This is a genomic window from Vreelandella sp. 162(4c), assembly GCF_058152265.1.
This window is the reverse complement of the sequence record NZ_CM176981.1, coordinates 878386-902813: the sequence shown is the minus strand read 5'-3', so window position 1 is coordinate 902813 and position 24428 is coordinate 878386. Positions and strand designations below refer to the sequence as shown.

Here is a 24428-nt window from a genome sequence, read left to right as displayed (position 1 = left end):
ATGATAAGAGGAAATATCATGGTTAAGCACAAGATGATCTTTGCCATTGGTCTGGCTGCAAGCCTCAGTGTCCCCAGCAGCGCCATCTTCGCTCAAGGTATGAGCCAAGGCGCCCAAGGTCAGGGCAATATGATGGACGGCCAAGTCGGTATGGGTTCGGGCATGATGATGGGCAGTCAAGAAGGCATGTACCCAGGAATGATGATGGGAGGGCAAAGCGGGATGATGCCTTGTCCAATGATGGAAGGCATGGGGAGTATGTCCGGCATTGGCGGTATGCTCGACGAGCAGCAGATGAGTACCATGCGTGAGATGCGCCAAGAACACCGCGCGGCCCAGCTTGAGCGGATGGGCGAATTGATGAACCTGCGCGACGACATGATGCAAACCATGCAGACTGAACGCCCTGAACCAGAGGAAATAAAGGCGCTGCATGCTCAAATGGCCAACCTTCATGGCGATATGATGGCTGATAACGTGCGCATGCATAATCAGATGCAGGACTTACTGACCGATGAGCAGCGTGAACAGATGAGAGGAAGCATGCCCAGCCACCATGGCCCGCAATAAGCCTTGGCGATTGCCTCTTTTTTTAGGAGTGATGGCATGATGAACGCGGAATGTTTTGCTTTTATGGGGTCAATGGGGTGGCTAGGCTGGTTGATGCCCCTGGCCATGCTGTTATTAATTGGCTTGGCGATCGCTTCGCTGGCCAAGTACCTCTTCAGTCGTTCACGCTAAGGAGTTGAAAATAATGCAACATATGAGTCTGGATTCATAGAATAACCGCAGCACTTTGGATCACACAGTAGAGGAAGGAGGGCCAGCGCCGGTACCCTCTCGACTTTACCGACCAAAGTGAAGCAGAGAATGGGATACCGACAACTGACCCAGGCCCAACGATACCAAATTTTCGCTTACCTTGAGACTGGCATCAGCCAGCGACAGATAGCCAAGGCTATTGGGGTTCACAGCAGCACCATTAGCCGGGAGATAAAGCGCAATGGGCTTACTGCTGGCTATGCGCCTGAGCAGGCTCAATTGAGAAGTGATCAGCGTCGACGCAGCGCCTGGAAAGTGACGAAGCGACTGCCCAGCCTAATTCGATGGGTCACTGATCAACTGATGGACGAATGGAGCCCCCAGCAAATTAGTGGCTTCATGGCGAATGCCAACGGCGTTTGCGTAAGCCATCAGTGGATCTACGCGTTAATCTGGGACGACAAGAAACACGGCGGCGAATTATGGAAGCGACTCCGCCTACCACACCAGCGGCGCTATCAGCGCCGATTGGCCAAGCATGCGGGATTGGGCAAAATTCCACACCGGGTTCTTGAAATCATAGCACTTTCAGCCGCTTTCTTTTATACCCTGTGAGAAATCCAGGTTAGGCGTATATGCGAAATATCTAAAAGACCGCTTCTGGCCGTTTGCCGTCTTAAACAAAAAATAAAGCTTGCCTAATTACTGGAGCTGCCCAGCAAGGCAGCTCCATTCTTATCCCAACATTCACCTACAAATACCCCATCTCCGCAAACGACCTACACCCATCACTCCCCACCACTACATGATCAATCACTCGAATGTCCATCAGCCCCATAGTTTCTATGAGCCGCTGGGTGATACGTCTATCTGAATCACTTGGCTCGGGATCACCGCTTGGATGGTTATGCACCAAGATGACAGCAGCAGCGTTGTAGGTGAGAGCTGCTTTTAGCACTTCACGCGGGTAGACGCTGGCCGCGTCGATGGTTCCACGGAATAGCTCCTCAAAGCGGATAACACGGTGCTGACTATCGAGGAAGAGAACACTAAATACCTCGTGCTCGTAATCTTGAAGCAGTAACTGCAGGTGCTCAAACGCTTGCGAAGGTTGGGCTATCTTGCGACCTTTAGCGAGCTTACGGCGCGCGAAGCGCTTGGCCATGGTGATGATATCGGTTTCAGTCACTGGCGAGGTAACGTGATAGGTACCAGCCACTTCCCCAGCTTTGAGTTTGGCGTGTGTCATGGTTGTCTCCAAAAAATAAAAAACGCCGGGGTGGTGGGGTCAGTTCAGTGGCCCCGGCGTCTATGTCGTTAATGATCGGTTGGTGTATCTATGGAATCGTCGCGTCACGCAGCCATCACTTGGTTTATGCGACGTTCCATCTCCTCATGGAATCGTTCTACCCGCTCGGCAATGGTGCGGATCATAATGTCGTCACGGTAGGCACGTTTGATAAACAGCGGCATACCTGGCCAATAGCTCACAAAGTCGATCCATTCCCGTTCGCTGACCCATAGCCCGCCCTGGCATTGGGGCACGTGCTCATCGGGTATTTCGCCGCTGAGCAGTACCTCAATCTGGAACTTAGGTAGCTTTGTTTTGATTTCCAGCAGACCGTTAGCACCTACCAGACTGTCAGGCGAGTAGCCCACACCGTGGTTGAGGATAATGCCCACTTCCTCTGGTTTAGGTTCGCCGGTGGCATCCGTGTAAAGCGAACGGGCAACGCCTTCCAGCGTATGCCCACGACGGGTATGCGTATTACCTTGAAAGGGCTCTGCTAACTCACCGGTAATGCGCTCACCGATCAACTGGTTCATATAGGTAATCGCCCCGGTACCAAACCCTCCAGGGCCTTTACCCTTGACCAACAATGTCTTGAGCTCCGACATGGTGACGCGCCCTAAGCGTGCCGCCAGCCATTCGGGCGTGCCTTGTTCCATGTTAAGTACTTGCATAGAAACCTCCTACGAGAGGGTTTAAAACCTCTGTTACTTAACCGCCCGTTTGGAGAGTGAGGCGCGCAGCTTGTCGAAGTCACTCTGAGGCACTTGCACGGCTGATCTGTACTTACCGCTGAACCACTCCTGGGTCGTCGCAGGGCATTGGCTAATGAGCCGCTGGATCTGTCCCGCCTGAAAGGGCGTTACTAGCTTGATGCTCGCTTTGGTGCTGGTCTTGCCGTTATCGTCCTGCCCCCGGGTGGTGATATTAAGTAGTGCGCAGAGTACGTAGCGCTTGCCGTAGCTGGTGGAAGAGCCAAACGCCTGCACAGCGTTCTTGTTACCGCTCATATCGGCAGGCAGCAGCATGCTAGTCTCCTCACGGTGGCCATCCTTATGCATCAGCACACCGGTCACTTCAATGCCTCGTTCCTGCGTCTGAATACGAAAACTCACCGCAAAGCCGTGTTTCTGCATAATTGGGCGAACGGTATCGACGATATCCTCCAAGGTGGCGTAGCAGCCGTTGTTAGCCTGCCCGCGCTCCTCAATGCTGGGGAGTTCGGTCTGCATCGCCGCCATAGCAGCGCTATAGGCCATCATGGCCTGGCGATCCATCACCCGTTCCTGCATCTGCAGTAAGCGCTCCATTTTGTCGATATCGACGTCCGGGTTGAGCGCAGCGCGTTCAATCACCTGAATAATGGCCGTGCTCTCCGCAAGATGGGGGGTGGGTGCTGCAGGAACGGCTTGTAAAGAGGATGCAGACGTCTCGTGATTTACCACATTAGTTTTGGTTGCCATGAAAAGGCTCCTTCAATAGAGGCTTAAAAATCGGCGGGAAGCTCGCTGGGAGGGACGGGGCATAGGTGCAGCTCGGTGCGATACAGCTGTCCTTTTGCCATCACGTAGGTCTGGGCATAGGTTTGTTCCTGGGTGAGCAGTCGTTCCGTTAGTTGGGTTAATGCGATATCTAAATCGGGGTTAAGAGAGGCCATGGTGTACTCCACGTAACAGCAAAAAGCCCAGCCTGTTAGGGGCTGGGCTTATCGCGCTATCCGATGAGGGGTAAGACAAAAACTAAGAAAATTAGCAGTAAAATGATGAGAAACAGCATGTCAGCTCACCAGGGCAAGGGCTGTTTGCAGTGCTTCCTGCTTCAGCTGCGCCCCCTGGCCAAACCACGCTGAATCGAGCCGGGTATCGTTGCTACGCGCACGCTTGTCATGATCGACGTACTCGGTGACCGCATTGAGCAAGCCCCACGCAGTATCTTTGGCCGTGTCGAGGTGAGAACCGCGGCCTTCGCCGTGGTAGAGCTTGTGTACCTTATTAAGTGCCCGGTAATTGGGCAGCTTGGAAGGATCATCTATCGGCTTATCGATACCGCAGAGCACCGACTGAAAATACTGCTGTGCCTCGCGATGATCGATCTTCCGCTCCGCTAACGCTTTCATGCGGTACATAAAGTCATTCCATTGGGATACAGAAATACCCAGTTGGCTTTTTACCGCCCGGGGATCGAACTCTGATCGGTGGGGTACCTTCACCGCTTGGCTAGAGCCATCCACCGCAATCTGCAGCGTGTTGTTGCACACCACCCTTACTGTCGTTGGTGTCGCCATGGTGGCTAAGGTGCCATCGCAGGAGGTGGCCAATAGCAGGTAGTCGTTCACCTCATCCTGTCCTTTCAGCGAGGTACTTAAGCCACTGCGCGCCAAGGCCCAGAACTTCCGACCGCCTTTCAGCACACCCGCGGTTTCCAGTTCATACCCGGCGTACTCTGTCAGATCGCGGTAAAACTCCAGAATCTCCTCGGGCTGCACCACCTTATAGCGCTGCGAGACGACCGATAGCGGCGCCTTGGTATCCGAGCGGTAGAGCACTTTTTGCTCGGGGAATGAGTGGATGCTGCCCAGGTGGCTGGCACCCTCGGCAATAAAGCGCACCGGGGCTTCTTCAATATGCCAGTTCATTCCGGCCTGTTGCTGCCAGACCTCTAACGGTTGTTGACGGGATAGCTGCTGTCCCAGGCCGTGCCAAGGGGTAGCGCCGACGTAAGCCATTTGTTCAACGAGATGAGCCATGGTGAAAACTCCTAGCAATAAAAAAGCGCTGACGTTAATCGCCAGCGCTTTATGGTTGTAAAGTAAGGGCTATGTCGCATAGTGGGAACGCATTATTGGGGTGCGGTGAAGGGACGGGTTAATTGCCGGAAGGTATGACCGCACGATGCGCACAGCCAGGGCTTTCCTTCACCGGGTGGCAGTTTCTGTGTGAAGAACACCGTTGCGACTCGCGAGCCTGATTGACTGCCGGAAACAGCCCCCATCACGGCAGCGGGCAGTTTGGCTAACGGAAAGCGGGAGGAGGCATCCGATAAAGGGGACGTTGGGGTATAGGATGCCCGCCACGCACCAATGGCAGCGCCGACAAGGCTGCCGCCCACGGTGCCGATACGTTGGGCGGTTTCAAAGTTAAGCGTGCATGGGGCTGCACAGCGTAGGCAAGGCGGGGACATAAACAACACTCCTATAGGCGTCAAAGTGATCCCGTGTGCAGGATTCATAGGAGTGATATAGATCTGAAAGTTTTTAGCGTCGACTCTTAAATGGTTGCTTCGCTAGCCCTCTTTACTGATACTGTTTATGCATACAGTAAAAAGGAGAAGCCCTATATGTCATTGAACGTTTCACTGATGGGCCGGGCAGATGCCGTGGCCTCGTCACTACCCTTACCGCTCTATTCAACCGCCGTGCGCGCCGGGTTTCCTTCGCCCGCCGATGATCACTTGGATACCGAGCTAGATCTGCACCGCTACGTCGTTAAACGCCCAGCCTCGACCTATTTTGCGCGTGCGGAAGGGGATTCAATGATCGGGGACAGCATTCACCCTGGGGACTTATTGGTGGTAGATCGCAGCCTGGAAGCGCTGCCTGGTCGGATTGTGGTGATCTGCGTAGATGGGGAAATGACTGTTAAGCGTCTGGAGCGTGTTGGTCAGCGCACCTACCTCAAAGCAAGCAACCCTAATTTCAAGCCGATTTCCCTTGATGGACGCGAATCCCAAGTATGGGGTGTAGTGACCGACGTGATTCACAATCTGCTGAGGTCACTACCGTGATCGCACTCGTTGACTGCAACAACTTCTATGTCAGTTGCGAGCGCGTCTTTGATCCAGCGCTGGAAGGGCGACCCGTAGGGGTGCTGTCGAATAACGATGGTTGCGTTGTTGCCCGTAGCAACGAGCTCAAAGCGCTGGGTGTTGAGATGGGGACGGCCATGCACTTGTTACCGCCCGCGATACGCCGCCAAGCCGTGCTGCTGTCCAGTAACTACGCGTTATATGGCGATATGTCCCAGCGGGTGACCGAGGTGCTAGGCGAGTTTTCGCCCCATGTTGAGGTGTATTCCATTGATGAGAGCTTTGTTGGGTTTCAGGGCTTCGACCCTGATACGTTGGAAGCACGGGGCCAAGCCATGCGAGCTACCGTTCGGCAGTGGACGGGTATTCCCGTATGTGTGGGATTTGCGCCAACGTGCGTATTGGCCAAAGTGGCGAACCACGCGGCTAAAAAACATCCTGCCTACAAGCAGCACGGGGTGTGTAAGTTAATCGCCGAAAGTGAAGCGACCAAGGCATTGTTAAAGCAGTTGCCGGTGACAGAGCTGTGGGGCGTGGCTCGCCGCACCGGTGAACGTTTAAGAGTGATGGGTATTGAGACCGCATGGGATCTACGCGAGGCAGACCCTAAGCGTATTAGGGGGCGATTTAGTGTGGTGCAGGAACGCATCGTATGGGAGCTACGCGGGCAGTCCGCCATACAGCTCGAGGACATGAGCCTACCCAAGCAACAGATCATGGTGTCGCGTTCATTCGGCAGGCTAACCGGCAACCTTAATGACCTACGCGAAGCCTTAAGGCAGCACGCCGCCAGGGCGGCCGAAAAGCTGCGCAAACAGAGCAGCGTTACCAGCGCCGTGATGGTGTTTGTGCGCACCAATCCGTTTCGTACCGATTTGCCGCAATACCAACAGCGTGTGGTTGTCTCACTAGAGAGACCTACCGATGATAGCCGGGACATCATCGCAGCGGCGGTACAAGGCCTACGGCGCCTTTGGCGCAAAGGCTATGCCTACCATAAAGCAGGCCTCATGCTGCTCGATCTTACGCCCAAGGCCAACCGTCAGCTTACCCTCACTGAAACCCCGCAAACCGACGAGGAAGCAAAGCGAAGCGAGTGCCTCATGGCAACGATGGACAAGCTCAACCGAGAGCTAGGTAAGGGTACGGTACAGCTGGGCCTACCCCGTAAAGGCAATGCCTGGGCGCTGCGAAGTGAGCGACGCACGCCACGTTACACAACCCAATGGAACGAGCTAATGATTGTTAGGTAGAGCAGGTCATTAAGATTTCGTAGAGGTGGCAATGGTACTAGGCTTCGTTGCCTATTCTGATCTACTTACTTGTCGAAGATAGGGGAAGTCTAATAATACTTGACATTCAACGCCGTTATAGCTATTTTCTGGAAAAATTGAGAAGCTAGATTAACTTTTTTACTGAATCCAACATGCGTCGACGTTCAAAAATTTTATTTTAGTCTAATGGTTTAATCATAATTTATATTATTTAGGAGTTTTAATGAGTCTTTTTCAAAAAGCAAAGGGCGCTTTTAAAAGTGCGAAATGTAAAGTCGGTATGCACGGAGGAAACTACAGTAAAATGGAAGGTAAGCCTCAATGCTATTTGAGTAAGACATGCCCAGATTGTGATGAGGTTGTTGTTAAAAATAAGCATAAGTATGGCAATGATTTTTATGTGAGAGAAATGAACTGCCTTAAAAGGTCAACATGTGTCCATTGTGATCATGCTGTTGAAAAAATAATTCATCATTATACATTTGATAGGGTTGATGCAGGCTGCAATGTATTTGAACGGTGTGCAAGGTGTGATCTTGTGAAAAAAACAAACTCTAAGAAACATACATGGGGAGACTGGAGTGTCACTGCTCCCGGGCGTTCATCCCGAGCATGCGTGTTCTGTGGTGAACAGGATCACAAGCAAATAAACTAAAAGCACATAAATAAAGATAAATAATTATTTTAAATTTTATTAGACAGCTAAATTTTTTATATATGCCTACATAAAATAGAATTAATGCTTCCTGAGCTTTCCTTTTAGTATAACCAACTACTTACCCTCACTGAGACCCACAAACCGCAGGCGGTAGCCAAACGCAGCGAACGACTGATAGGCACGATTAATAAGCTCACTCGAGATTTGGGTAAGTGAACGGTAAAGTTGGGCCTGCCCCATAAAGGCAATGCCTGGTCGCTACGCAGTGGGCAACGCAAACCACGCCACACGCAACACTATGGATCGGAATGAGCTGCCATCTGTAAAAATAAGAATAAATCTTTACAGCATGTCGATACCGTTGCACTTACGAAGGCGGGAAAGGATCCAAAAGAGGACTATCACGCTATTGGGCCGTTTAAGCTGATATAAGGGTCATACTTATGGAACACGTGACAGAATCTCGCGTGCGGTGTCCAGGATGTCGTTCTGCCATGCAAGGGGCTCCAGCACCTCAACATTGGCCCCTAGTCCCTTGAGCCACCACAGTGTCTGCTGATCATTTGGCACAACGGCCTCTAGACGCTGCCACTCGCTATTTTCCAGCGGAATGAGAGTTTGATGATTGGAAAGTGGAGTTTCCGTTAGTAACCAAGCTAATTGTGGAGCCACATTTGCGACTAATCTAGTATCTTCATTTCCATCCAGATAGCCGAATGCGCCATTGTGTATATAACTATCTAGGTCAAACGCTGTCGATTCCCGCCATGAGTTGCTGCTTATAATCGCTTTTTTGATTCGGTGCAGAGCAAACTGCCGGATATCGTCGTAGTCGTTCACGGTAGCCAGCAGATAAGTCACGCTGTGGCGACTCACTAATCCTTGAGGGTGAAGAGTGAATTGCTTCTCTTGCTCAGTACTTCGAGAGAGATAGGTTACATCTAATGCTCTGTTTTCCATCAGGGCCTGAGCTACAACCTGCCAAATCATTTCCTTGAATAGGGCCGGAATTAATACCTTACCGTTTGGAATTGCCCGAACTCGTTTAGCCCACTGGCTAAGCCCGTTGCCCTCCAAATCATCAAGTAATCGCCGTGCGTCTCGAAATTGAGGTGCCAATTGGTCGATCACTACAGGAGGCAGCACTCCCTTTAGGTATTCCTCGGCTAGCACTAGAGTTAGAGCGCTAGGAACGTCAAGTGCTGGCAGATTGCAGTGAAAGTCTCGGTCAAAGTACCAGCGGTATGGCTTGCTGCTATCGTCACAGACTAGCGGAAAGTGCAAAGCAAGCTTGTCGCGTAGGTCTCGTTGCAGTGAGCGGGTATCTATTCGAAAACCCCGTTCATGTAACTTCTCCAATAGCACTGGTGTGCTAACTCGACCAGGACTGCGTGGTATGAGCTGAAGCATGGTCAGGTAGCGGAACAGCGTCTCGCGAATCTCGGACATGAACGAACCTTGTCTTAAGGAGCCAGGCGGTCTTACAGCCTATCGGCGTTGGTGATGGCTAATCATTCTTATCACCGGTTAGTATGCCAGGAAGCCATCAAAAAGCGTAAGTCCGGCGTTCCAACGTAGCGGTGCATCACTTCACAGGCTTGTTCTTGCCAGTGCTTTTCAAGAGAGCTCACAGCGAAATGAGTAGTCTCATCCTCATCATTTTTTTTGCTATGAGTCAGCCACGGCGGTGCGTCCAGGCTTACCTCTTCATTGAGTAGGGGGTAATCGGCCAACCATGCATATACATCAGGTAGTGATTTACCGATACAAGCAGGGAACAGCACAGCTTGAGGTGGCATGACAAATCCCAGCATCAGTAAAACTACATTGACCTCGTGATCGCATGTCAAATGCCAGCGGCGACTGTCTAGTCCCGGAGCGGAGCTAAAGTGTCTTGCCGCGCAGTGCCACACGAGATGGGCTTGTGTGAACCGGCGAGTTATTTCGTCCAGACTCGAGCTCCAATATGGGTTCACATAGAGGCCTCTGCCGTCAGTAGAGGCTGTCGCCACATTTGATGCTGGCACGAGTTCGATATCGAGTTGCTGGGCCAGGAAGGCCGTAGCGGGTTGATCATTGCTCCAGGCATCGCGGTCAGCTTGCCAAAGTCCTTTCTGCTTAGTGATGACTTCCTTCTCGTCAATATCACTAATGAGCTGATCATTCAGTAAGGGTTTCGATTCCATGACGATGCCTCAATTAACTATAATTGGCATCAGTCTTATCCTGAGTTGCGACATTTCATGTCGCAACACTTACTTTTAGCAAAAAAAATTTGTAGCGACGCTAACTGTCGCATGAGTAATTTAGCCTGTTTGAACAGGTTATTCTTACCAGCTTTTTAATCTTCACCATGTAAAAGATCCCATCGCTCTGTCGGCAAGCTTGGGGTAGCAGAAGATCCTAAAGTTTTAGGAGAGTGAACCGATACTAAATATGAGTAGTTTTAATTTGGTTACCTAGGTACGTCTGCGTGCCCTGACTCCGATTCTAGAAGGCTGAACTGATATTCGTCTATCAAGGGACCCTATGGCTTCTAAAGAGATCCACACCAAGCAAGAAAAAAAAGAGTCACTGAAAGAGATGCGTCGGGATGCAATTCGCACGGCCGAGGCGCTATCCACTCACGAGACTGTCCAACGCTTTGGGAGTGCAAGTGCTGAATATATCAAAGGCTATCGAGGGTTAGATAATGAATCAGGCACGCGTTATGCCAAAGGCTTGGTCGACATTGCGAAACACAAAGTTAATGAAAACTACGTTGCCCAAAACATAAAGCAGCAGGCCGGATTCAGCGCTGAGGTAGCCTCAACTAGCCGCGACAACGCCGAAGCAATAATCCGCAAGTCGAAAGTACGGGCTTCCCGTTCTGATGACCTACCCCAATATGGCAAGAATCATAACGTAGTCGACCGGGTGCAATTGGTAGATGGAAAAGTCATTGATGGTTCGCAGGCGCAGATGAAATTCGTCGGCAACCGAAATAAGCTCCTTGATGATATTGCTAGAGAAGATGGCAAGTTCTTCCGTTATCGTGGCGCCAAACTTGAATTGCCAACTGAGCAGCTTGAAGGTAACAAGGCCTATGTACTTGGAGAAGCTGAGAGGCTAAGGGAGCGTGCTGAAAAGCTAGGCGAACAAGCTTCAGACGATCCTAATAAGGCCAAACAAGTACAAGAAATGATGTTTAAGGCGGACAAGCTGGAAAAGCGCGCCAACTCTGACGATTTTCAGGCAGAATCAGCGGCACAACACTGCCGTAATAAAGCTTATCAACGACGCTTCAATGCTGATAAAGCTGAAAAAAAAGGCAACATAGACGAAGCAGAAAAACTTCGCCGTGAGGCAAATAATTACGATGAACTGGCAGAAAATGTCAGTGATAGTGGCCTTACTACAGAAGATGCCATCTATTATCGCAAGAATCCAGGAACTGCAACGCTGAGAGACATTGGTCGTACTGCTCACGGGGCAGGCCTGCAAGGGGCCAAGTACGGTGCGATTATTGGTGGAAGCATTTCAGTTCTAATGAATTGTTGGGCTGTTGCTCAGGGAGAAAAGGAAGTTTCTGAAGCTTTGCCAGACATAGCTCTCGATACTGCCAAGGCAGGTACACTTGGGTACGCTACAGCTTTTGTGGGTTCGGCCTTAAAGGGTGGAATGCAGCAGTCGGGGAACCAATTCACGCGACAGCTAGCAAGTACAAGTGGCCCCGCCCTTGCTATCAACATTTGCCTCTCTTTGGGAAGCACCGTCAACCGCTTCGTTACAGGTGAGATCGACGAGGAACAGCTACTTACCGAAGTAGGTGAAAAAGGCGCTGGGATGCTCTCGGGCGGCATGATGGCAGCTGTAGGCCAAGTTGCTATCCCTATCCCGTTCGTAGGCGCTGCTATCGGAGGCATGATTGGCTACACGCTTTCGTCGATGTTTTACCAAAGTGCTCTGGAGGCTTCGCGTAGTGCGAAACTTTCGAGTGAGCAGTTGCTTAAAATACGCACAATAGAAGAAGCAGCGCGTGAACGAATAGCTCATGAACAGGAACAATTGGAAGCATTCGTAAGCCGGGAGATTCCCCAACTGCGATTGGAAACACAGTTTCTTCTGTCATCTCTTGCAAACGCCGACCATCAGGACTCAGAGGCATTATCCAAGAGCATAAACCACTACGCAGGATTACTTGGAAAATCACTTCAATTCCATTCTGTAAATGAATTCGAAACGTTCATGTCCTCTGACGATCCCTTTATATTCTAAAATATACTCAAGTTGAAAGGATACAAGCTTCATGTTGGTTAAGATGCTCCCGAATGATGACAGAGAACATTTGCTAGATCTAGCAAGCTTAATAGCAATCTCTGACAAGCCCATTCTTTGGGATGGTAAAAGTTATGATGAGATTACTACTGAAACCAGCCTGGAACTAATCTCCATAATGATCGGTGAGAAGGAGCGCGAGCTGATAGCTGAGTTGGAGAACTCTGCTGAAATCGGTGATCGTTTTATGTTCGGAAGTAGCATGTTCACACGCATCACTAACCGACTTATAGAAGCCTTAAAGAAATACCCTTTCACTAAGATGGAAAACCCAGGTAACCGTGTGGGAGCAGCTACTACCGTCCTGAGAGAAATGCTTGAACAAAAGAAATATGACATACCCTCTACCCCGAAAATTATTCTTTATGAGCTGTTCTTGGTAGCACTGCGCGATGGCCACATCTCGGGTGTTGAATGGGCGTTGCTTAAGGAGTTTCAACGACATCACAAGATAGAAGAATTCATTTTCGACGACTTGCTGGAGCGTGCCGAAACGCTCAATCAAGAAATGACTAAAACTATTTCAATTATTCTGGAATAAGGTAAAAATATGCCGATCCCATTGTTAATAGGTGCAGGTGCTGCTGCAGCTGGCTTATATGGTGCAGTAAAGGGTGTTAGTGGGGCGATAAACCAAACCAAGGCAAAGAATATTAATAACGATGCCCGCTCCTCAGTAGAACTCGCTAATGAGGCACTTGAAGAACTTCGCCAGACCACAAACAATAAGCTTGAAGATTATGGCAAACGCAAGCTACGTGCTTTTAATGGCGTTATTTCAGATTTTATTGATACATTCCAGCAAATTAAGAACGTTGATCTCAAACAAAGCACTGAGCTTGATAAGCTCAATGCGGGGGATTTTTCCAACAAAACCCTTCCAAGCCTGAAACAGGACTACCAAGCTTTGAAGGATGCTGGCCTCGGACTTGGTGCCGGTATAGGTGGCGGTGCTGCGCTGGCATTCGGTGCATACAACGGCACTATGCTACTAGCAACTGCCAGTACAGGTGCTGCAATTTCATCGTTGGGCGGCGTTGCAGCCACTAATGCCACGCTCGCTTGGTTGGGAGGTGGGTCGCTCGCCGCTGGCGGTTACGGCATGGCCGGTGGCATGATGGTTCTTGGTGGAATCGTTGCTGGACCTGCCCTTGCAATATTTGGGCATGTACTTGGCCACAAAGGCGAAGCAGCATTAAACAAAGCCAACTCCAACATGGAACAAGCCCGCACCATCTGTGATCAAGCAGAACTAATGGGCAACAAACTCAAAGCCATTTCAGAAGTCACTACGTTAGCGAATACTACCTTTTCAAACGTTAGCTCGCGTTTACGTCATGCAGTCTCGGAACTGAAAAAAGTTATTGGTAATGAAGGTATAGATTTTGCCAATTACTCTGAGCAAAGCAAAGCAACGGTCTTCAGCGCTGTTAAGTTTGCGCAGTTACTGAAGGCTATGGTCGATACGCCGATACTTGATAAAGATGGTAACCTAGTTATTTCCACTCAAAAACGTATTATTAATGTTAACGAAGTGGCAATCGGAGAGAAGTCCACGCTCGACAGTATAGAAAAGTAAAAATAAAGGCTCGTACTCTTCAACGGGTACGAGCCACTAAGTGAGGAAAATTTTTGATGTGTCAGTCCAAAAATCTATCGCAAGCATTCCCCTGTAGTCAATGCGGGCTGTGTTGCCAGCAAGTTCATCTCGCAAGCGAAACGCGTTTCTTAGATCGTAGTGATGGGAGCTGTCGCCACTATGATCACCTTAATAAATTTTGCAGCATTTATGATAAACGACCTGATATCTGCCGAGTAGATTTACAGTACGAAAAAACCTACTCCCGACAATACACCTGGGATGAATTTATAGCTGTGAATTTAGAGGCCTGTGAGTTCTTGCAGTCACAGGCTTCTCAGAAAGACTCGTTAGAATGAAAGTGTATGTATTGAATAGTGTTCTTGATTAAGGAAGTATTGGGGGCGTTACAACCTCAACGCATCCTTTATCAAAGTGCGCTTTAAGCTATTATGTAATCAGCCCAATCCTGCATCATCGCTCGTCGTTTGTCGAACAAATCACCACGCCGATAGGCGGCTTCTACCTTGTTTTCTATGGTATGAGCTAACGCCATCTCAGCAACATCGCGTGGATAGCTGGTCACTTCACCTGTCCAGTCGCGAAAACTTGAACGAAAGCCATGAGGTACATAGTTGCCTTTGTCACCGCTTGGGCCGTAACCAAGGCCTCGCATAAACTGCAGCAGTGACATGTTGGAAAGAGGGCGGCCAGGTTTCATACCCGGAAAAACAAATGAATTGCCTTTAACATTTGGAAGGTTAGAGATCAGCAATAAAGCTTGGTGGGAAAGGGGAATACGATGTTCGCGGCTAGCTTTCATGCGCTTAGCAGGAATTGTCCACGTGGCGTTAACAAGATCAATCTCATGCCACTCAGCATTGAGAACTTCCGACGTTCGTGTTGCTGTTAGGATCAGCAACTGCAGCGCTTTTGACGACATGCTGTTGTAATCTTGCATAGCCCCCATGAATGCAGCAACTTGTTCGTAGGGCATTGCGGGGTGATGAGCAACTTTCTGAACCTTTGATGGTTTTGGCAACAGCTTATCTAGGTGACCACGCCAACGAGCTGGATTGGCTTCATCGCGATATTTGTGTGCTGAAGCAAAGTCTAACACATTCTCAATTCGGCCTTGAACACGCTTAGCGGTTTCAGTTTTAGTCACCCAAATAGGGCTAAGTATGTTGAGTATTTGGTGGGTGTCGATTTCATCAACAGGCAATTCGCCAATGACTGGCCTTGCGTAAGTCTTTAAGGTGCTAACCCATTGTCGAGCATGCTTAGCATTTCGCCAGCTACGCCGGTGCGACTGTATATACCGTGCAGCGCAATTTGTAAACGTAGGGGTCGCTTGTTGCTGCGTTTCCAGCTCGCGAGCGTGAATTGGATCAGTGCCTTCTTTGGCCAGCTTTCTATAGTTTTCAGCTTTACGACGAGCTTCGGCTAAGCCTGTGTCCGGGAAGCTGCCAAGCCCCATTTCTCGGCGCTTACTTCTTAAAGTAAATCTAAGTACCCATTTCTTAGCTCCACCTTCAGAAACCACTAGGCGTAAGCCGCCACCATCTTCATGTTTGCCCGGTTCAGCAGTAGCTACTTTGCGTGGGCTAAGCTTGTGTATTGCCACGGCTTACCTCTCTAAAAAATTGGGGTTAGTCCCCCAAATAGTCCCCCATATGTTATAGATCAACATAGACTTCAATAGACAAAGATGCAATACAAGATTATGATTTTGTTGATAGTTGCAGTGTCTAGTAGATGGTACTGGATGTTAAGTCAGCGGACTCCCCCTCCGCCACAGAATTTTGAAGGCCGTCAAGCACTTAGCTCGACGGCCTTTTTCGTTTTTGGCTCTCAGGGACTAGCTTGGGAATGCTTCCAGATTTAATTGCTTCTCAATGGCGCTGGAATATCTGGGCCGTCGCTGCGAATCCACTTACCATAACGCTGTTGGATCATGATGATCGTCGCGTGGCCAACGTGGTTAGAGATCCAGTGCAGCGGCACCACTTTTCCAATGAGAGCAGCTGGCTTATGAACGGGTGCCGGCACTGGTTGGGGCCGCGGTAGCGAACGCCGGCGTGTTTTAGGTGGGTTTTCCAGAAGCGCTCGCGGATAGCGTTCTCGTAAAAGGGCGAGTTAGCCCAACTGGTCACCATGGCGATATTGACCTTCTGTGGTGTTTGTTAGCTTACAGCTAAAAAATTTCTATATTTATTCTCTATTAGCTATAATGCTAGTAATGAAGACGATCACTTACCGTAAAAGTGCACTAAAGGTGCTGCAGCGAATGCCGCGGCCTGAGTCGAAGCGCATACAAGGTAAAATCAAGGCCTACGCGGAAGACCCGGAAAGCCAACGCAATAATGTGAAGGCGTTGAAGGGGAGCGATTATATTCGCCTGCGGGTAGGCGACTGGCGGGTGATCATCGACGAGCGTGGCGATGTGTTGGACATCATTAACATCGGTGCCCGTGGTGCTATTTATCAATAAAGCATCAATAATGCACCCGGCAATTAACAGGAGGCGGCATGAGTGCACCTCAGATTATTCAAACGCCCACTGGCGAGCGGCTGGTGGTACTGCCCGAGCAGGAGTACCACGCATTGCTTGCGCGGTTGGAAGACCAGGACGATATCGACGCTGCCAACGCGGTTGTGGCGCGTGGTGAAGAGTCATTTCCCGCAGCGGTTGTGGATGCGCTGCTGGACGGCGTGGCACCCGTGAAGGTGTACCGTGAATACCGTGGCCTACGCGCAGGTGAACTGGCGGAAAAAGCAGGGATTAGCCAGGGGTACCTCTCCGAAATAGAGTCAGGAAAAAAGAGCGGCTCGTTGAGTGTGCTGACCCGCATTGCGGCTGCGTTGGATGTGGAGTTGAGAGATATTACCTGACGGTCACGGCCCTCTCGGTGAGCAATGAACAGCGGCCTGCTTTTTGATATTGGCTCGCATGATCCTGAATAAACGCTTACCTCAGTCAGATCCTCTAGCGAAGCACGCGGCGGCCTTTTTTAATAGGCCCCGCCCTTCGATACGCGTTTTAGTTCCGTCTTCAAGCGTCGTCTTTCAGCTTAGATCATCATCTTTTTTTCCGGAGTTCTACAGGTCTGTCGTAGCGCTTGATCAAATGGTACAAACTGTGGTCTGAGACGCCTAACCGAGCAGCAACTTCAGCGACTCGATGGCCCCACGCTCTACCACCTGTTGGACGGCTTTGATTTTGAATTCTTCAGTATAACGGGGATGGCTCATGTATCCTCTAGATGCCTTTAGTATAAGGCCTAGAGTTGTCTACTAAACCCAAGGCGATTCAAGCTGATTAAACATGAGTGATTGGTTAGAAATCAAAAATGGCGTGAAAGCCAATAAAGGCTTTCACGCCATGGGTGTACATTGGTGGATAGATCAGTTAAACCAGCGCTTGAGGGTCTGTTGTGCCTGTTCATAGTGTTCATCTTTTATATGCGCTGCCACTATTGCCAGTGCACCGGCAAGAACGCCTATGTCGTCAGTATAGCCAAGAACTGGAGTTAGATCAGGTATGGCATCAACAGGAGAGATGAAATATCCAAGCGCACCATAAACCGTAGTTTTTGCCCACATTGGGGTGTCGCTATCCTTGGCTGAGTAGTACATCTTCAATGCTGGTGAGAGTGTTTTTTCACCAGCCTTCTTGGCGTACTTAGTCGTCTTGTTCCAGAAACTCTCATCTGAATAACTGTCTGCATGTGCGTCGATCTTTTCATCCAGTGATGCTTGTGGTTCGCCCTTGCTCACGTTGCCCCCTATAGTTAAATACTTGATATTATTTCATTTATCTTAGTCGTTAAGTTCCTTTGCTGGCAGTGATTGAGATTCACGGGTCAACCCAGGCTCAATCACCTTAGGTAATCATCCAGTAGATGAAGAAGCTTGTCACCCCCTGCCTGAAGAAAATTCAACTCAGCACCAATGATGCTCACTGCATTCGACTCATATCAAACGAACGCAATGAAGTTGCTCGCATTGACTTGGAAACATTTATCTGGAGGATTTAATTTGCTGGGTTTACGCTGCCTCCAGTTAAGCGAGCAATTATTGGCTTATTTTCATGCAGTTCATGACAGCCGTTCAGACTCAAGTTGCATCAACATCCGGTAAACCCTCAGCATGGCGGATGTATTTGCAGGTAGCTCTGATTTCAAGGTTGCTTTTAAAGATGTACTTGACCATGCTCGATATGCCTGGGTAGTGAGTTCAGGCAGTGCAGACCGACATCGGCATTGGTGGTTTTCGGAGCAGTAACGACAAGTGCGGCTACGTCATATTTTTAAATGAAGCAATTCCCCACAAGCACCCTAACTAGCGGGTGGCTTAAAACGCTAAGATGGATTAGCGAATTTTAGATGAATTCGGGATTAAAAACGTCCCTCCGAGAGGGCTACTCTAATAAGCAAGGGATATAGAATGAAAAAAGCGATTTTTGTTTTACTAAGCCTCATTTCTCTAACGGGCTGTACAACAGTTTCCTACAATGGGGGGGAAGAGTTGGTTAATCGGGTGAGTTATCCTGAGATCGGTGAAGTTATGACCGTGGGCGTGGGAGAGCACATGGTTGAGAAAGGCTCGATGGTTGAGGTGGGCGTTCTCCGAGTAAACCAAATGATTGATGGGGCTATGTATGACATCCCTAATAGAACCTATCGCCAGATTGGGCACGATACGGAAAATGATTTTTATGAACCTACAGGCGTGGTCAGAGGAGCCTTTGCTGATCCAATCCAAGCGCTAGCAGTTGCCAAAAAAGACAATGCTGAAATATGTGTCATAACTACTTTTGGAGGTAGTGCTTGCTATGCTGGTGACTACACAAAGGCGAAAAGGCTATCTGAGCAAGAAGACAGCTTCCAGCAGACGCTCATATATAATGGTCGCATTGGAGATAAAATCAACATTGGTTACAGAGAATTTAGCTCCAGTCTTGCCAGGCCAGCTTTCAATAACGAAGTAGAGTATGATTTAAGCACCTCCGACGAGATAAGTTACAAAGGAGCCTCCTTAGAGGTAATTGAAGCTGGAAACACAGGTATTACCTACAAGCTAATCCGGAACTTCCCTGATTGATGTAACTGTTACCTTTGAACCCGCCGCGCCGCCACTGAACTGCACCTCAAAAGTTGGACACTCATCCAACGATTGGGATGCAGTTCACAATCAGCGGGCTTTTTTTGTGCTCAGGTCAGATGCTTAGCGTCGAGTTCCTGAGAACCCTCTGTTCACGACGTTTAAAAAGGCAGCACTCCGCCGAAGCCAATACCCAGCACGGCAACGATAACCACAACGATAACGACGATAGTGGTAGTAGACATATTCTCTTCCTTTGAGTAGTGAGCGTTGCTATAGCGTAGTCGCGAAAGCGTTATTTCGCACGTAGGCGACAACGACTGCACTGCGGTTTCCTCACGACGGAATGAGGTGGTCGGCGGGAGTAGGGCAGGTAGGGGGGCTGCTGGGCTTGGCGCCGTGCTTACCTGACTTGCTGTTGTTCTTTTAGGCAGTTAAGCAGCAACTGACGGATTTCTTCATGTTCCTCCGAATCGCTGCGCCATATGCAGTGCGACTGATGTCGTGTCGTTGAATCGGTCAGAGGGAGAAAGCTCACATTGGAAAACCCGGCTTTGGCAAGTGATTGGGGAACCAGGGCAACGCCCATCGCATTGGCTACCAGAGCAAGAATGGTCAACCAGTGGGAGACTTCGTGACAAATATGGGGTTTAACATCGGCGTGGTGAAACAGGCCGATGATCCTGTCGTAATAGTGAGGGGCAAGGTCGCGTCCAAACAGGATGATGGGCTCATTGGCCAGTTCCTTGACCGCCAACTCGCGTCGGCCTGCCAGGTGGTGATGCGCTGGCAAGCAGCACAGGAAGGGTTCGTCCGACAGGATGACCGACTCGATTTCCTCGGGTAACGGCATCGAGTGGATAAAGCCGATATCGAGCTGCTCTTGCATCACTGCTTCTACTTGATCTGCCGAGTTGCGTTCGATCAATTGTATTTCGATGCCGGGATAGCGGGATTGCAGGCGTTTGAGCAGTTCCGGCAGGCCGCGAAAGAGCATGGCGGGCGTAAACCCGACGCGCACCAGGCCGGTGGCGCTTGAGGCAATGCGCTGCACCAGCGTTTGCGAGTCTTCTAGCTGCTCGAGAATCCGGCGTGCCTGGCGCTGGAAGGCTTCTCCGGCGGGCGTGAGGGTAACGCGTTTGCTATTGCGCAGCAGCAGCTTGACCTTTAGCTCCTCTTCCAGTTGACGCAGGCTGGCACTTAGCGGTGGTTGAGAGATATGCAGACGCTGTGCTGCTCTGCCGAAATGCAGCTCCTCCGAGAGCACTAGAAAGTAACGCAACTGTCGAAATGTCAGCGCCATTGGCTTCGTTCCTTATCGTTTCTTGTTCTTCAATCATACATAAAACTGAATCAATGGATCCTAAAACAGTATTGGAGACGGCCTCCATACCGACCTAATGTGACGATAAAACATATAATAAGTCCAAGAGGTACGCCGTCGTGAATGAAATGATACACCGCAATATCCCCGATTCCTGGGGGCAGAACAGTTACCATAACGATCCCACCCTTTCCCAACTTCTGGATCTCTATTTGCCGGCGGCGCTACGTCAGCATCTGGAGCACCACTTCAATGAGATGGGAGCCCTTGCTGGCGGTGAACTGGAAACGCTGGCTATCGAGGCTGACAAGCATCCACCTGAACTTGCCCTGCGCAGCCGAAATGGCGCCGAGCGTCAGCAGATCCTCAAACATCCAGCCTATCAACGCCTGGAAGCGTATGCCTATGGGCAGTTCGGGCTGGCGGCCATGTCGCACCGCGGTGGAGTGCTTGACTGGTCGGAACCCATGCCGCCGGTAGTGAAGTATGCGCTGACGTACCTGTTCGTGCAGGCAGAGTTTGGCCTTTGCTGCCCGCTTAGCATGACCGATGCACTGACTCGCACGTTGCGCAAGTTTGGCGACGAAGCGTTGGTGAACCGCTACCTGGAAGCGTTGACCTCACAGGATATGGATCTGGCCTATCAGGGAGCCATGTTCATGACCGAGCAGGATGCAGGCTCTGATGTAGGGGCGATTACTACGGAAGCGAGGCAGGAAGACGGCAAATGGCGCCTTTATGGCGACAAATGGTTCTGTTCTAACCCCGATGCCGCGTTGGCGATGGTGTTGGCGCGCCCCGAGCAGGGGGAGCGGGGCACTCGCGGTCTCACGCTGTTCCTGCTGCCCCGGTATCTGGAAAATGGTGATCTTAACCATTACCGCATCGTACGCCTGAAAGACAAGCTGGGTACTCGCTCCATGGCGAGCGGTGAGATCCTGCTCGAAGGCGCCGAAGCTTATGTGGTGGGAGAGCCGGGGCAGGGCTTCAAGCAGATGACGGACATGATCAACATGTCTCGTCTCTCGAACGGGGTGCGGTCGGCGGGGCTAATGCGTCGCTCACTCAACGAGGCGCTTTTCATTGCCCGCCATCGGCAGGCGTTCGGTAGCCAGCTCATCGAGCTGCCGCTTATGCAGCGTCAGCTCAGCAAGATGATGCTCACTGCCGAGCAGGGGCGCACGATGGTCTTCCACACAGCCGAGTGCCTGCGGCGTGCCGATGCGGGGGATACCCAGTCAGCCAAGCTCTTGCGCATCCTGACACCCATGATCAAGTTCCGCACCACGCGGGATGCACGCAAGGTGGCTGGGGATGGCATGGAAGTACGTGGTGGATGTGGCTACATCGAGGAGTGGTCGGATGCCCGCGTGCTGCGTGATGCCCACCTTGGCTCAATATGGGAAGGCACCAGCAATATCGTTGCCCTGGATGTTTTCCGGGCGATTCGGCGTGAACAGACCTTGCCGGTACTGGCTGACTACTTGCACCAACAGTTGCAGGCGTCCGCCATTGAGAATCACGAGCGCCACCTGTTGCAGGTGCTCCTCGACAAGGCAGTAGAGAGCGCGAATGCACTGGCAGAGGATCCTGCCTGCGAGCACGACGCGCGGCGGATCGCCAGCAGTCTCTACCACATTACCTCCGCCATTCTTATGGCCTGGGAGGCGTCCCGGATCACGGGAGACAGGCGGCGATTGGCACTCGCTTGGCTGGTGGTACGCCACAAGCTATTCCCTCCCGATCCGCTATCGGTCAGTCGAGCGTCGCCGGAAGCGCTGGCGATGCTGCTCAGCGAAACGCCGATGACCGACGAACAGGTCGTGGCGGTTGTGAATACCCAAGCACTGGCGCGTTCTCACGGGCTGGGGGTGGGTCATGGATAAGCCAAATGGCGCACTGAGCGGAATCAGGGTGATTGATCTTAGCCGTGTGCTGGGAGGCCCGTACTGCACCCAGGTGCTGGGTGACTACGGTGCGGATGTGATCAAGATCGAGCCTCCCGGGGGTGATGAAACCCGCGGCTGGGGGCCTCCTTTCGAAGGCGATGCAGCTTCCTATTTCCACGGCTTGAACCGCAGCAAGCGCGGGATGGCGCTGGATCTTCGTCATCCTGACGGCAAGACACTGTTACTGCAGTTGCTGGAGGGCGCCGATGTGCTGGTGGAAAACTTCAAGCCGGGAACCCTGGAAAAGTGGGGGCTGAGCTATGACATTCTCAGCGTGCGCTTTCCCCGTCTGATCCAGTGCCGAATCAGTGGGTTTGGTGCTGATGGTCCGATGGGCGGTTTGCCTGGCTATGACGCCATCATCCAGGCAATGGCGGGGCTGATGAGTGTCAACGGTGAGAAACAGGGGGAGCCGCTGCGAGTGGGGCTGCCCATTGTCGATATCGTGACTGGCCTGAATGCCGTCATCGGTATCACCTTGGCTCTCCATGAGCGTACGCGCAGCGGGCGTGGGCAGTTTGTCGAAACAGCACTGTTCGACTCCGGGCTGTCCTTGATGCACCCCCACTTTCCCAACGTGTTCTACGGTGGACCGCCGCCGGGCCGCACGGGAAATGAGCATCCCAACATTGCCCCTTATGAGGTCTACCGGACGGCGACACAGCCGATTTTTCTGGCAGTTGGCAATAATGTGCAGTTCGCGCGCTTATGCGAGTTGCTCGAATGCCACGACGTTAGCCAGGATGAACGCTTTGCAACCAATGGTGCCCGCCTGGGTAACCGCGATGCACTGCGTGATGTGCTGGAGAGTGCCATGGCCAGGTGGGAAGGCGATAAGCTTGCCGACCGGTTGATGCGTATCGGCGTTCCCTGCGGGCCCGTACTCGATACCACGCAAGCGCTGGCGCATCCGCATACCCAGCACCGCGATATGATCGTCAATATAGGCCATTACAAGGGCACTGGCTCGCCGATCAAGCTGGCTCGTACGCCCTCGCGCTATGAAACCCCACCGCCACGCTTTGCCGAACATACCGACGCAATCCTTCATGAAGCAGGATTGACCGTGCAACAAATAGAGCACCTGAGAGCGAAAGGTGTGCTGCCAGATATGCCGGTGGCATGAAGCCTTTTGCACAACACGCTGTACACCATTGCCCAATCCTAAGGGCTGAAAAAGAAACACAATTAACGTTACGCCAATAACAACACAATATGAGAGCAAACCCATGAAACGCACGCACCTGGCCACTGGCCTTATCTCCACCGTTTTTGCCGTTCTAGCCAATACGGCATCGGCCGCAGAGCTTCCCAGCACCATGACATGGACCGCCTATGATGTGGGCTCGCAAGGACACTCGGAGGCCTCTGCTATCGCCGATGCCTTTGGCAAGACCTACAACACCCGCATCCGTATCCAGCCTGCAGGGTCAGCCATTGGGCGACTGCAGCCCCTGGTAAGTGGCCGGGCTGACTATGCCTACCTGGCCACGGAGTCCTTCTTTGCAACGGAAGGAATTTACGACTTCAGCGAGCGCCGCTGGGGGCCCCAAGACCTCAGAGCCGTTGCCGGAAGACCGTCTACCTTTGGTGTGCCATCGGCTGCCGACGCCAATATCCACACGCTCGAAGACTTGCGGGGGCAACGGGTTGCCTACGTGGCAGGCAACCCTTCGGTCAATGTGAAATGTGATGCGATCCTGGCCTTCGCAGGGCTGAGTCACGACGATGTGGAGGCGGTGATGTTCCCGACTCACGGCGCCGCCATGAGCTCGCTGGTCGAGGATCGGGCCGATGCCACCTGCACGACCACCACCGCCAGCCAGCTTTATGAGCTGGAAGAGTCGTCGCGTGGTATTCGCTGGGTGGATATTCCTGCCGATGATGAAGAGGGCTGGGCGCGCATGAACCAGGTGGCTCCCGTCTTCCAGTCATTCCGTGAAACCATTGGCGCCGGGCTAAGCGAAGAATCTCCCGCCAACATGCTTGCCTACCGTTACCCGATTATCGTGGCCATGGCTGATCGTGACGAAGAAGAGGTCTACCAGTTCATCAAGAGCCTGGATGATAGTTATGACCTTTATCGTGACGCGACCGCTGCCATTCACCGCTGGGCAATCGAGGACTCCGGCGTGCCGCCTATCGATATACCTTTCCACCCTGGGGCTATCCGCTACATGCAAGAGAAAGGGCTATGGAGCGAGAAGATGCAGACATGGAACGATAACCGCCTCGCCCGCCTGGAAGCACTGAAGCAAGCTTGGGATAGCCTGCTGAACGCGGAGCCAGACCTCGAAGGGGATGCGCTTGCCGAACGTTGGGAAGCTCGCCGGCAAGAAGTGATTGGCGCGCTTTGACCACGGG

General features: G+C 51.5%; 27 protein-coding genes and 1 pseudogene. 15 read left to right on the top strand and 13 right to left on the bottom strand.

Features of this window, described 5'->3' with window-relative positions:
• Positions 1-18: 18 nt before the first annotated feature.
• The 3 genes and pseudogenes from AC4EYZ_RS04000 to AC4EYZ_RS03990 form a co-directional block, all read left to right on the top strand.
• Positions 19-570 carry a hypothetical protein gene (locus AC4EYZ_RS04000; protein ID WP_008957444.1) on the top strand — a complete coding sequence of 184 codons (552 nt, stop codon included), beginning with the start codon at positions 19-21 and terminating at the stop codon, positions 568-570.
• Positions 571-606: 36 nt separating this feature from the next.
• On the top strand, positions 607-741 hold the full coding sequence (locus AC4EYZ_RS03995) for a hypothetical protein (RefSeq protein ID WP_008957443.1): 135 nt from the start codon (positions 607-609) through the stop codon (positions 739-741).
• A 129-nt stretch (positions 742-870) separates the two neighbouring features.
• Positions 871-1332 (top strand): annotated as a pseudogene (locus AC4EYZ_RS03990) (transposase); the annotation flags it as partial.
• A gap of 181 nt (positions 1333-1513) precedes the next feature.
• Here the strand turns inward: AC4EYZ_RS03990 and radC are convergent.
• The 6 genes from radC to AC4EYZ_RS03960 form a co-directional block, all read right to left on the bottom strand.
• The gene (gene radC / locus AC4EYZ_RS03985; RefSeq protein WP_490204280.1) at positions 1514-1927 is read right to left on the bottom strand and encodes a RadC family protein; all 414 of its coding nucleotides are present in this window, start codon (positions 1925-1927) and stop codon (positions 1514-1516) included.
• 188 nt (positions 1928-2115) lie between these two features.
• Positions 2116-2727 (bottom strand): lambda exonuclease family protein, encoded by a 612-nt coding sequence (locus tag AC4EYZ_RS03980; protein WP_427768901.1) that lies wholly within the window; start codon positions 2725-2727, stop codon positions 2116-2118.
• Positions 2728-2760: 33 nt separating this feature from the next.
• Entirely contained in the window at positions 2761-3516 is a 756-nt protein-coding gene (locus AC4EYZ_RS03975; RefSeq protein WP_427768903.1) for an ERF family protein, read from the bottom strand.
• A 23-nt stretch (positions 3517-3539) separates the two neighbouring features.
• Positions 3540-3710, bottom strand: a complete 171-nt coding sequence (locus tag AC4EYZ_RS03970; RefSeq protein ID WP_414120875.1) for a hypothetical protein — start codon at positions 3708-3710, stop codon at positions 3540-3542.
• A 120-nt stretch (positions 3711-3830) separates the two neighbouring features.
• A complete protein-coding gene (locus AC4EYZ_RS03965; RefSeq protein WP_427768906.1) occupies positions 3831-4799 on the bottom strand; it encodes a DUF932 domain-containing protein in 969 nt (322 codons plus the stop codon).
• 92 nt (positions 4800-4891) lie between these two features.
• The gene (locus AC4EYZ_RS03960) at positions 4892-5233 is read right to left on the bottom strand and encodes a hypothetical protein (RefSeq protein ID WP_427768908.1); all 342 of its coding nucleotides are present in this window, start codon (positions 5231-5233) and stop codon (positions 4892-4894) included.
• A 156-nt stretch (positions 5234-5389) separates the two neighbouring features.
• Here AC4EYZ_RS03960 and AC4EYZ_RS03955 point away from each other — a divergent pair, with 156 nt between their 5' ends.
• From AC4EYZ_RS03955 to AC4EYZ_RS03945, 3 genes are all read left to right on the top strand, one after another.
• Entirely contained in the window at positions 5390-5836 is a 447-nt protein-coding gene (locus tag AC4EYZ_RS03955; RefSeq protein ID WP_427768910.1) for a LexA family protein, read from the top strand.
• On the top strand, positions 5833-7110 hold the full coding sequence (locus tag AC4EYZ_RS03950) for a Y-family DNA polymerase (protein WP_427768913.1): 1278 nt from the start codon (positions 5833-5835) through the stop codon (positions 7108-7110). Before AC4EYZ_RS03955 ends, AC4EYZ_RS03950 begins: the two co-directional genes overlap by 4 nt.
• Before the next feature lie 244 nt (positions 7111-7354).
• Positions 7355-7786: a hypothetical protein gene (locus AC4EYZ_RS03945; protein WP_427768915.1), complete on the top strand. Its 432-nt coding sequence runs from the start codon at positions 7355-7357 to the stop codon at positions 7784-7786.
• Between the two features lie 444 nt (positions 7787-8230).
• Here the strand turns inward: AC4EYZ_RS03945 and AC4EYZ_RS03940 are convergent, their stop codons facing one another.
• Both AC4EYZ_RS03940 and AC4EYZ_RS03935 read right to left on the bottom strand, forming a co-directional pair.
• A complete protein-coding gene (locus tag AC4EYZ_RS03940) occupies positions 8231-9238 on the bottom strand; it encodes a helix-turn-helix transcriptional regulator (protein WP_490204135.1) in 1008 nt (335 codons plus the stop codon).
• 71 nt (positions 9239-9309) lie between these two features.
• The gene (locus AC4EYZ_RS03935) at positions 9310-9975 is read right to left on the bottom strand and encodes a DUF2201 family putative metallopeptidase (protein ID WP_427770646.1); all 666 of its coding nucleotides are present in this window, start codon (positions 9973-9975) and stop codon (positions 9310-9312) included.
• 343 nt (positions 9976-10318) lie between these two features.
• On the opposite strand from AC4EYZ_RS03935, the gene AC4EYZ_RS03930 reads away from it, so the two are divergent.
• The 3 genes from AC4EYZ_RS03930 to AC4EYZ_RS03920 are packed head-to-tail and all read left to right on the top strand — an operon-like array spanning position 10319 to position 13685.
• Positions 10319-12046, top strand: a complete 1728-nt coding sequence (locus AC4EYZ_RS03930; protein ID WP_427770644.1) for a hypothetical protein — start codon at positions 10319-10321, stop codon at positions 12044-12046.
• A gap of 31 nt (positions 12047-12077) precedes the next feature.
• Positions 12078-12647: a hypothetical protein gene (locus AC4EYZ_RS03925; protein WP_427770642.1), complete on the top strand. Its 570-nt coding sequence runs from the start codon at positions 12078-12080 to the stop codon at positions 12645-12647.
• A 9-nt stretch (positions 12648-12656) separates the two neighbouring features.
• Positions 12657-13685, top strand: a complete 1029-nt coding sequence (locus AC4EYZ_RS03920; RefSeq protein WP_427770640.1) for a hypothetical protein — start codon at positions 12657-12659, stop codon at positions 13683-13685.
• Positions 13686-14127: 442 nt separating this feature from the next.
• On the opposite strand, the gene AC4EYZ_RS03915 is transcribed toward AC4EYZ_RS03920, so the two are convergent.
• On the bottom strand, positions 14128-15312 hold the full coding sequence (locus AC4EYZ_RS03915; RefSeq protein ID WP_427770638.1) for a tyrosine-type recombinase/integrase: 1185 nt from the start codon (positions 15310-15312) through the stop codon (positions 14128-14130).
• Between the two features lie 606 nt (positions 15313-15918).
• Here AC4EYZ_RS03915 and AC4EYZ_RS03910 point away from each other — a divergent pair.
• Both AC4EYZ_RS03910 and AC4EYZ_RS03905 read left to right on the top strand, forming a co-directional pair.
• Positions 15919-16179 carry a type II toxin-antitoxin system RelE family toxin gene (locus AC4EYZ_RS03910; RefSeq protein ID WP_022520398.1) on the top strand — a complete coding sequence of 87 codons (261 nt, stop codon included), beginning with the start codon at positions 15919-15921 and terminating at the stop codon, positions 16177-16179.
• A gap of 38 nt (positions 16180-16217) precedes the next feature.
• Positions 16218-16580 carry a helix-turn-helix domain-containing protein gene (locus tag AC4EYZ_RS03905; RefSeq protein WP_022520397.1) on the top strand — a complete coding sequence of 121 codons (363 nt, stop codon included), beginning with the start codon at positions 16218-16220 and terminating at the stop codon, positions 16578-16580.
• Between the two features lie 187 nt (positions 16581-16767).
• Here the strand turns inward: AC4EYZ_RS03905 and AC4EYZ_RS03900 are convergent, their stop codons facing one another.
• Together AC4EYZ_RS03900 and AC4EYZ_RS03895 are read right to left on the bottom strand one after the other, a co-directional pair.
• Positions 16768-16914 carry a helix-turn-helix domain-containing protein gene (locus AC4EYZ_RS03900; RefSeq protein WP_190374955.1) on the bottom strand — a complete coding sequence of 49 codons (147 nt, stop codon included), beginning with the start codon at positions 16912-16914 and terminating at the stop codon, positions 16768-16770.
• A gap of 179 nt (positions 16915-17093) precedes the next feature.
• Positions 17094-17465 (bottom strand): YkvA family protein, encoded by a 372-nt coding sequence (locus AC4EYZ_RS03895; RefSeq protein WP_190373613.1) that lies wholly within the window; start codon positions 17463-17465, stop codon positions 17094-17096.
• Between the two features lie 669 nt (positions 17466-18134).
• Here AC4EYZ_RS03895 and AC4EYZ_RS03890 point away from each other — a divergent pair.
• Positions 18135-18791 carry a hypothetical protein gene (locus AC4EYZ_RS03890; RefSeq protein WP_027959639.1) on the top strand — a complete coding sequence of 219 codons (657 nt, stop codon included), beginning with the start codon at positions 18135-18137 and terminating at the stop codon, positions 18789-18791.
• A gap of 161 nt (positions 18792-18952) precedes the next feature.
• Here AC4EYZ_RS03890 and AC4EYZ_RS03885 read toward each other — a convergent pair whose 3' ends face one another.
• Both AC4EYZ_RS03885 and AC4EYZ_RS03880 read right to left on the bottom strand, forming a co-directional pair.
• Entirely contained in the window at positions 18953-19117 is a 165-nt protein-coding gene (locus AC4EYZ_RS03885; protein WP_155830865.1) for a hypothetical protein, read from the bottom strand.
• A 77-nt stretch (positions 19118-19194) separates the two neighbouring features.
• Complete coding sequence (locus AC4EYZ_RS03880) at positions 19195-20094, bottom strand: LysR family transcriptional regulator (RefSeq protein WP_490204134.1); 900 nt, start codon at positions 20092-20094, stop codon at positions 19195-19197.
• Between the two features lie 149 nt (positions 20095-20243).
• Here AC4EYZ_RS03880 and AC4EYZ_RS03875 point away from each other — a divergent pair, with 149 nt between their 5' ends.
• From AC4EYZ_RS03875 to AC4EYZ_RS03865, 3 genes are all read left to right on the top strand, one after another.
• Positions 20244-22001: an acyl-CoA dehydrogenase family protein gene (locus tag AC4EYZ_RS03875; protein WP_474192029.1), complete on the top strand. Its 1758-nt coding sequence runs from the start codon at positions 20244-20246 to the stop codon at positions 21999-22001.
• A complete protein-coding gene (locus tag AC4EYZ_RS03870; RefSeq protein ID WP_474192027.1) occupies positions 21994-23190 on the top strand; it encodes a CaiB/BaiF CoA transferase family protein in 1197 nt (398 codons plus the stop codon). Before AC4EYZ_RS03875 ends, AC4EYZ_RS03870 begins: the two co-directional genes overlap by 8 nt.
• 103 nt (positions 23191-23293) lie before the next feature.
• The gene (locus tag AC4EYZ_RS03865; RefSeq protein ID WP_474192026.1) at positions 23294-24421 is read left to right on the top strand and encodes a TAXI family TRAP transporter solute-binding subunit; all 1128 of its coding nucleotides are present in this window, start codon (positions 23294-23296) and stop codon (positions 24419-24421) included.
• Positions 24422-24428 lie beyond the last annotated feature (7 nt).

Excerpts from the sequence above, each read along its gene's own strand:
- AC4EYZ_RS03995 (WP_008957443.1), top strand. The coding sequence starts at position 607 with ATGATGAACGCGGAATGTTTTGCTTTTATGGGGTCAATGGGGTGGCTA.
- AC4EYZ_RS03925 (WP_427770642.1), top strand. The coding sequence starts at position 12,078 with ATGTTGGTTAAGATGCTCCCGAATGATGACAGAGAACATTTGCTAGAT.
- AC4EYZ_RS04000 (WP_008957444.1), top strand. The coding sequence starts at position 19 with ATGGTTAAGCACAAGATGATCTTTGCCATTGGTCTGGCTGCAAGCCTC.
- AC4EYZ_RS03970 (WP_414120875.1), bottom strand. The coding sequence starts at position 3,710 with ATGGCCTCTCTTAACCCCGATTTAGATATCGCATTAACCCAACTAACG.
- AC4EYZ_RS03865 (WP_474192026.1), top strand. The coding sequence starts at position 23,294 with ATGAAACGCACGCACCTGGCCACTGGCCTTATCTCCACCGTTTTTGCC.
- AC4EYZ_RS03890 (WP_027959639.1), top strand. The coding sequence starts at position 18,135 with ATGAAAAAAGCGATTTTTGTTTTACTAAGCCTCATTTCTCTAACGGGC.
- AC4EYZ_RS03870 (WP_474192027.1), top strand. The coding sequence starts at position 21,994 with ATGGATAAGCCAAATGGCGCACTGAGCGGAATCAGGGTGATTGATCTT.
- AC4EYZ_RS03905 (WP_022520397.1), top strand. The coding sequence starts at position 16,218 with ATGAGTGCACCTCAGATTATTCAAACGCCCACTGGCGAGCGGCTGGTG.
- AC4EYZ_RS03935 (WP_427770646.1), bottom strand. The coding sequence starts at position 9,975 with ATGGAATCGAAACCCTTACTGAATGATCAGCTCATTAGTGATATTGAC.
- AC4EYZ_RS03940 (WP_490204135.1), bottom strand. The coding sequence starts at position 9,238 with ATGTCCGAGATTCGCGAGACGCTGTTCCGCTACCTGACCATGCTTCAG.
- AC4EYZ_RS03920 (WP_427770640.1), top strand. The coding sequence starts at position 12,657 with ATGCCGATCCCATTGTTAATAGGTGCAGGTGCTGCTGCAGCTGGCTTA.
- AC4EYZ_RS03875 (WP_474192029.1), top strand. The coding sequence starts at position 20,244 with ATGATACACCGCAATATCCCCGATTCCTGGGGGCAGAACAGTTACCAT.
- AC4EYZ_RS03980 (WP_427768901.1), bottom strand. The coding sequence starts at position 2,727 with ATGCAAGTACTTAACATGGAACAAGGCACGCCCGAATGGCTGGCGGCA.
- AC4EYZ_RS03955 (WP_427768910.1), top strand. The coding sequence starts at position 5,390 with ATGTCATTGAACGTTTCACTGATGGGCCGGGCAGATGCCGTGGCCTCG.
- radC (WP_490204280.1), bottom strand. The coding sequence starts at position 1,927 with ATGGCCAAGCGCTTCGCGCGCCGTAAGCTCGCTAAAGGTCGCAAGATA.
- AC4EYZ_RS03975 (WP_427768903.1), bottom strand. The coding sequence starts at position 3,516 with ATGGCAACCAAAACTAATGTGGTAAATCACGAGACGTCTGCATCCTCT.
- AC4EYZ_RS03880 (WP_490204134.1), bottom strand. The coding sequence starts at position 20,094 with ATGGCGCTGACATTTCGACAGTTGCGTTACTTTCTAGTGCTCTCGGAG.
- AC4EYZ_RS03965 (WP_427768906.1), bottom strand. The coding sequence starts at position 4,799 with ATGGCTCATCTCGTTGAACAAATGGCTTACGTCGGCGCTACCCCTTGG.
- AC4EYZ_RS03910 (WP_022520398.1), top strand. The coding sequence starts at position 15,919 with ATGCTAGTAATGAAGACGATCACTTACCGTAAAAGTGCACTAAAGGTG.
- AC4EYZ_RS03930 (WP_427770644.1), top strand. The coding sequence starts at position 10,319 with ATGGCTTCTAAAGAGATCCACACCAAGCAAGAAAAAAAAGAGTCACTG.
- AC4EYZ_RS03960 (WP_427768908.1), bottom strand. The coding sequence starts at position 5,233 with ATGTCCCCGCCTTGCCTACGCTGTGCAGCCCCATGCACGCTTAACTTT.
- AC4EYZ_RS03945 (WP_427768915.1), top strand. The coding sequence starts at position 7,355 with ATGAGTCTTTTTCAAAAAGCAAAGGGCGCTTTTAAAAGTGCGAAATGT.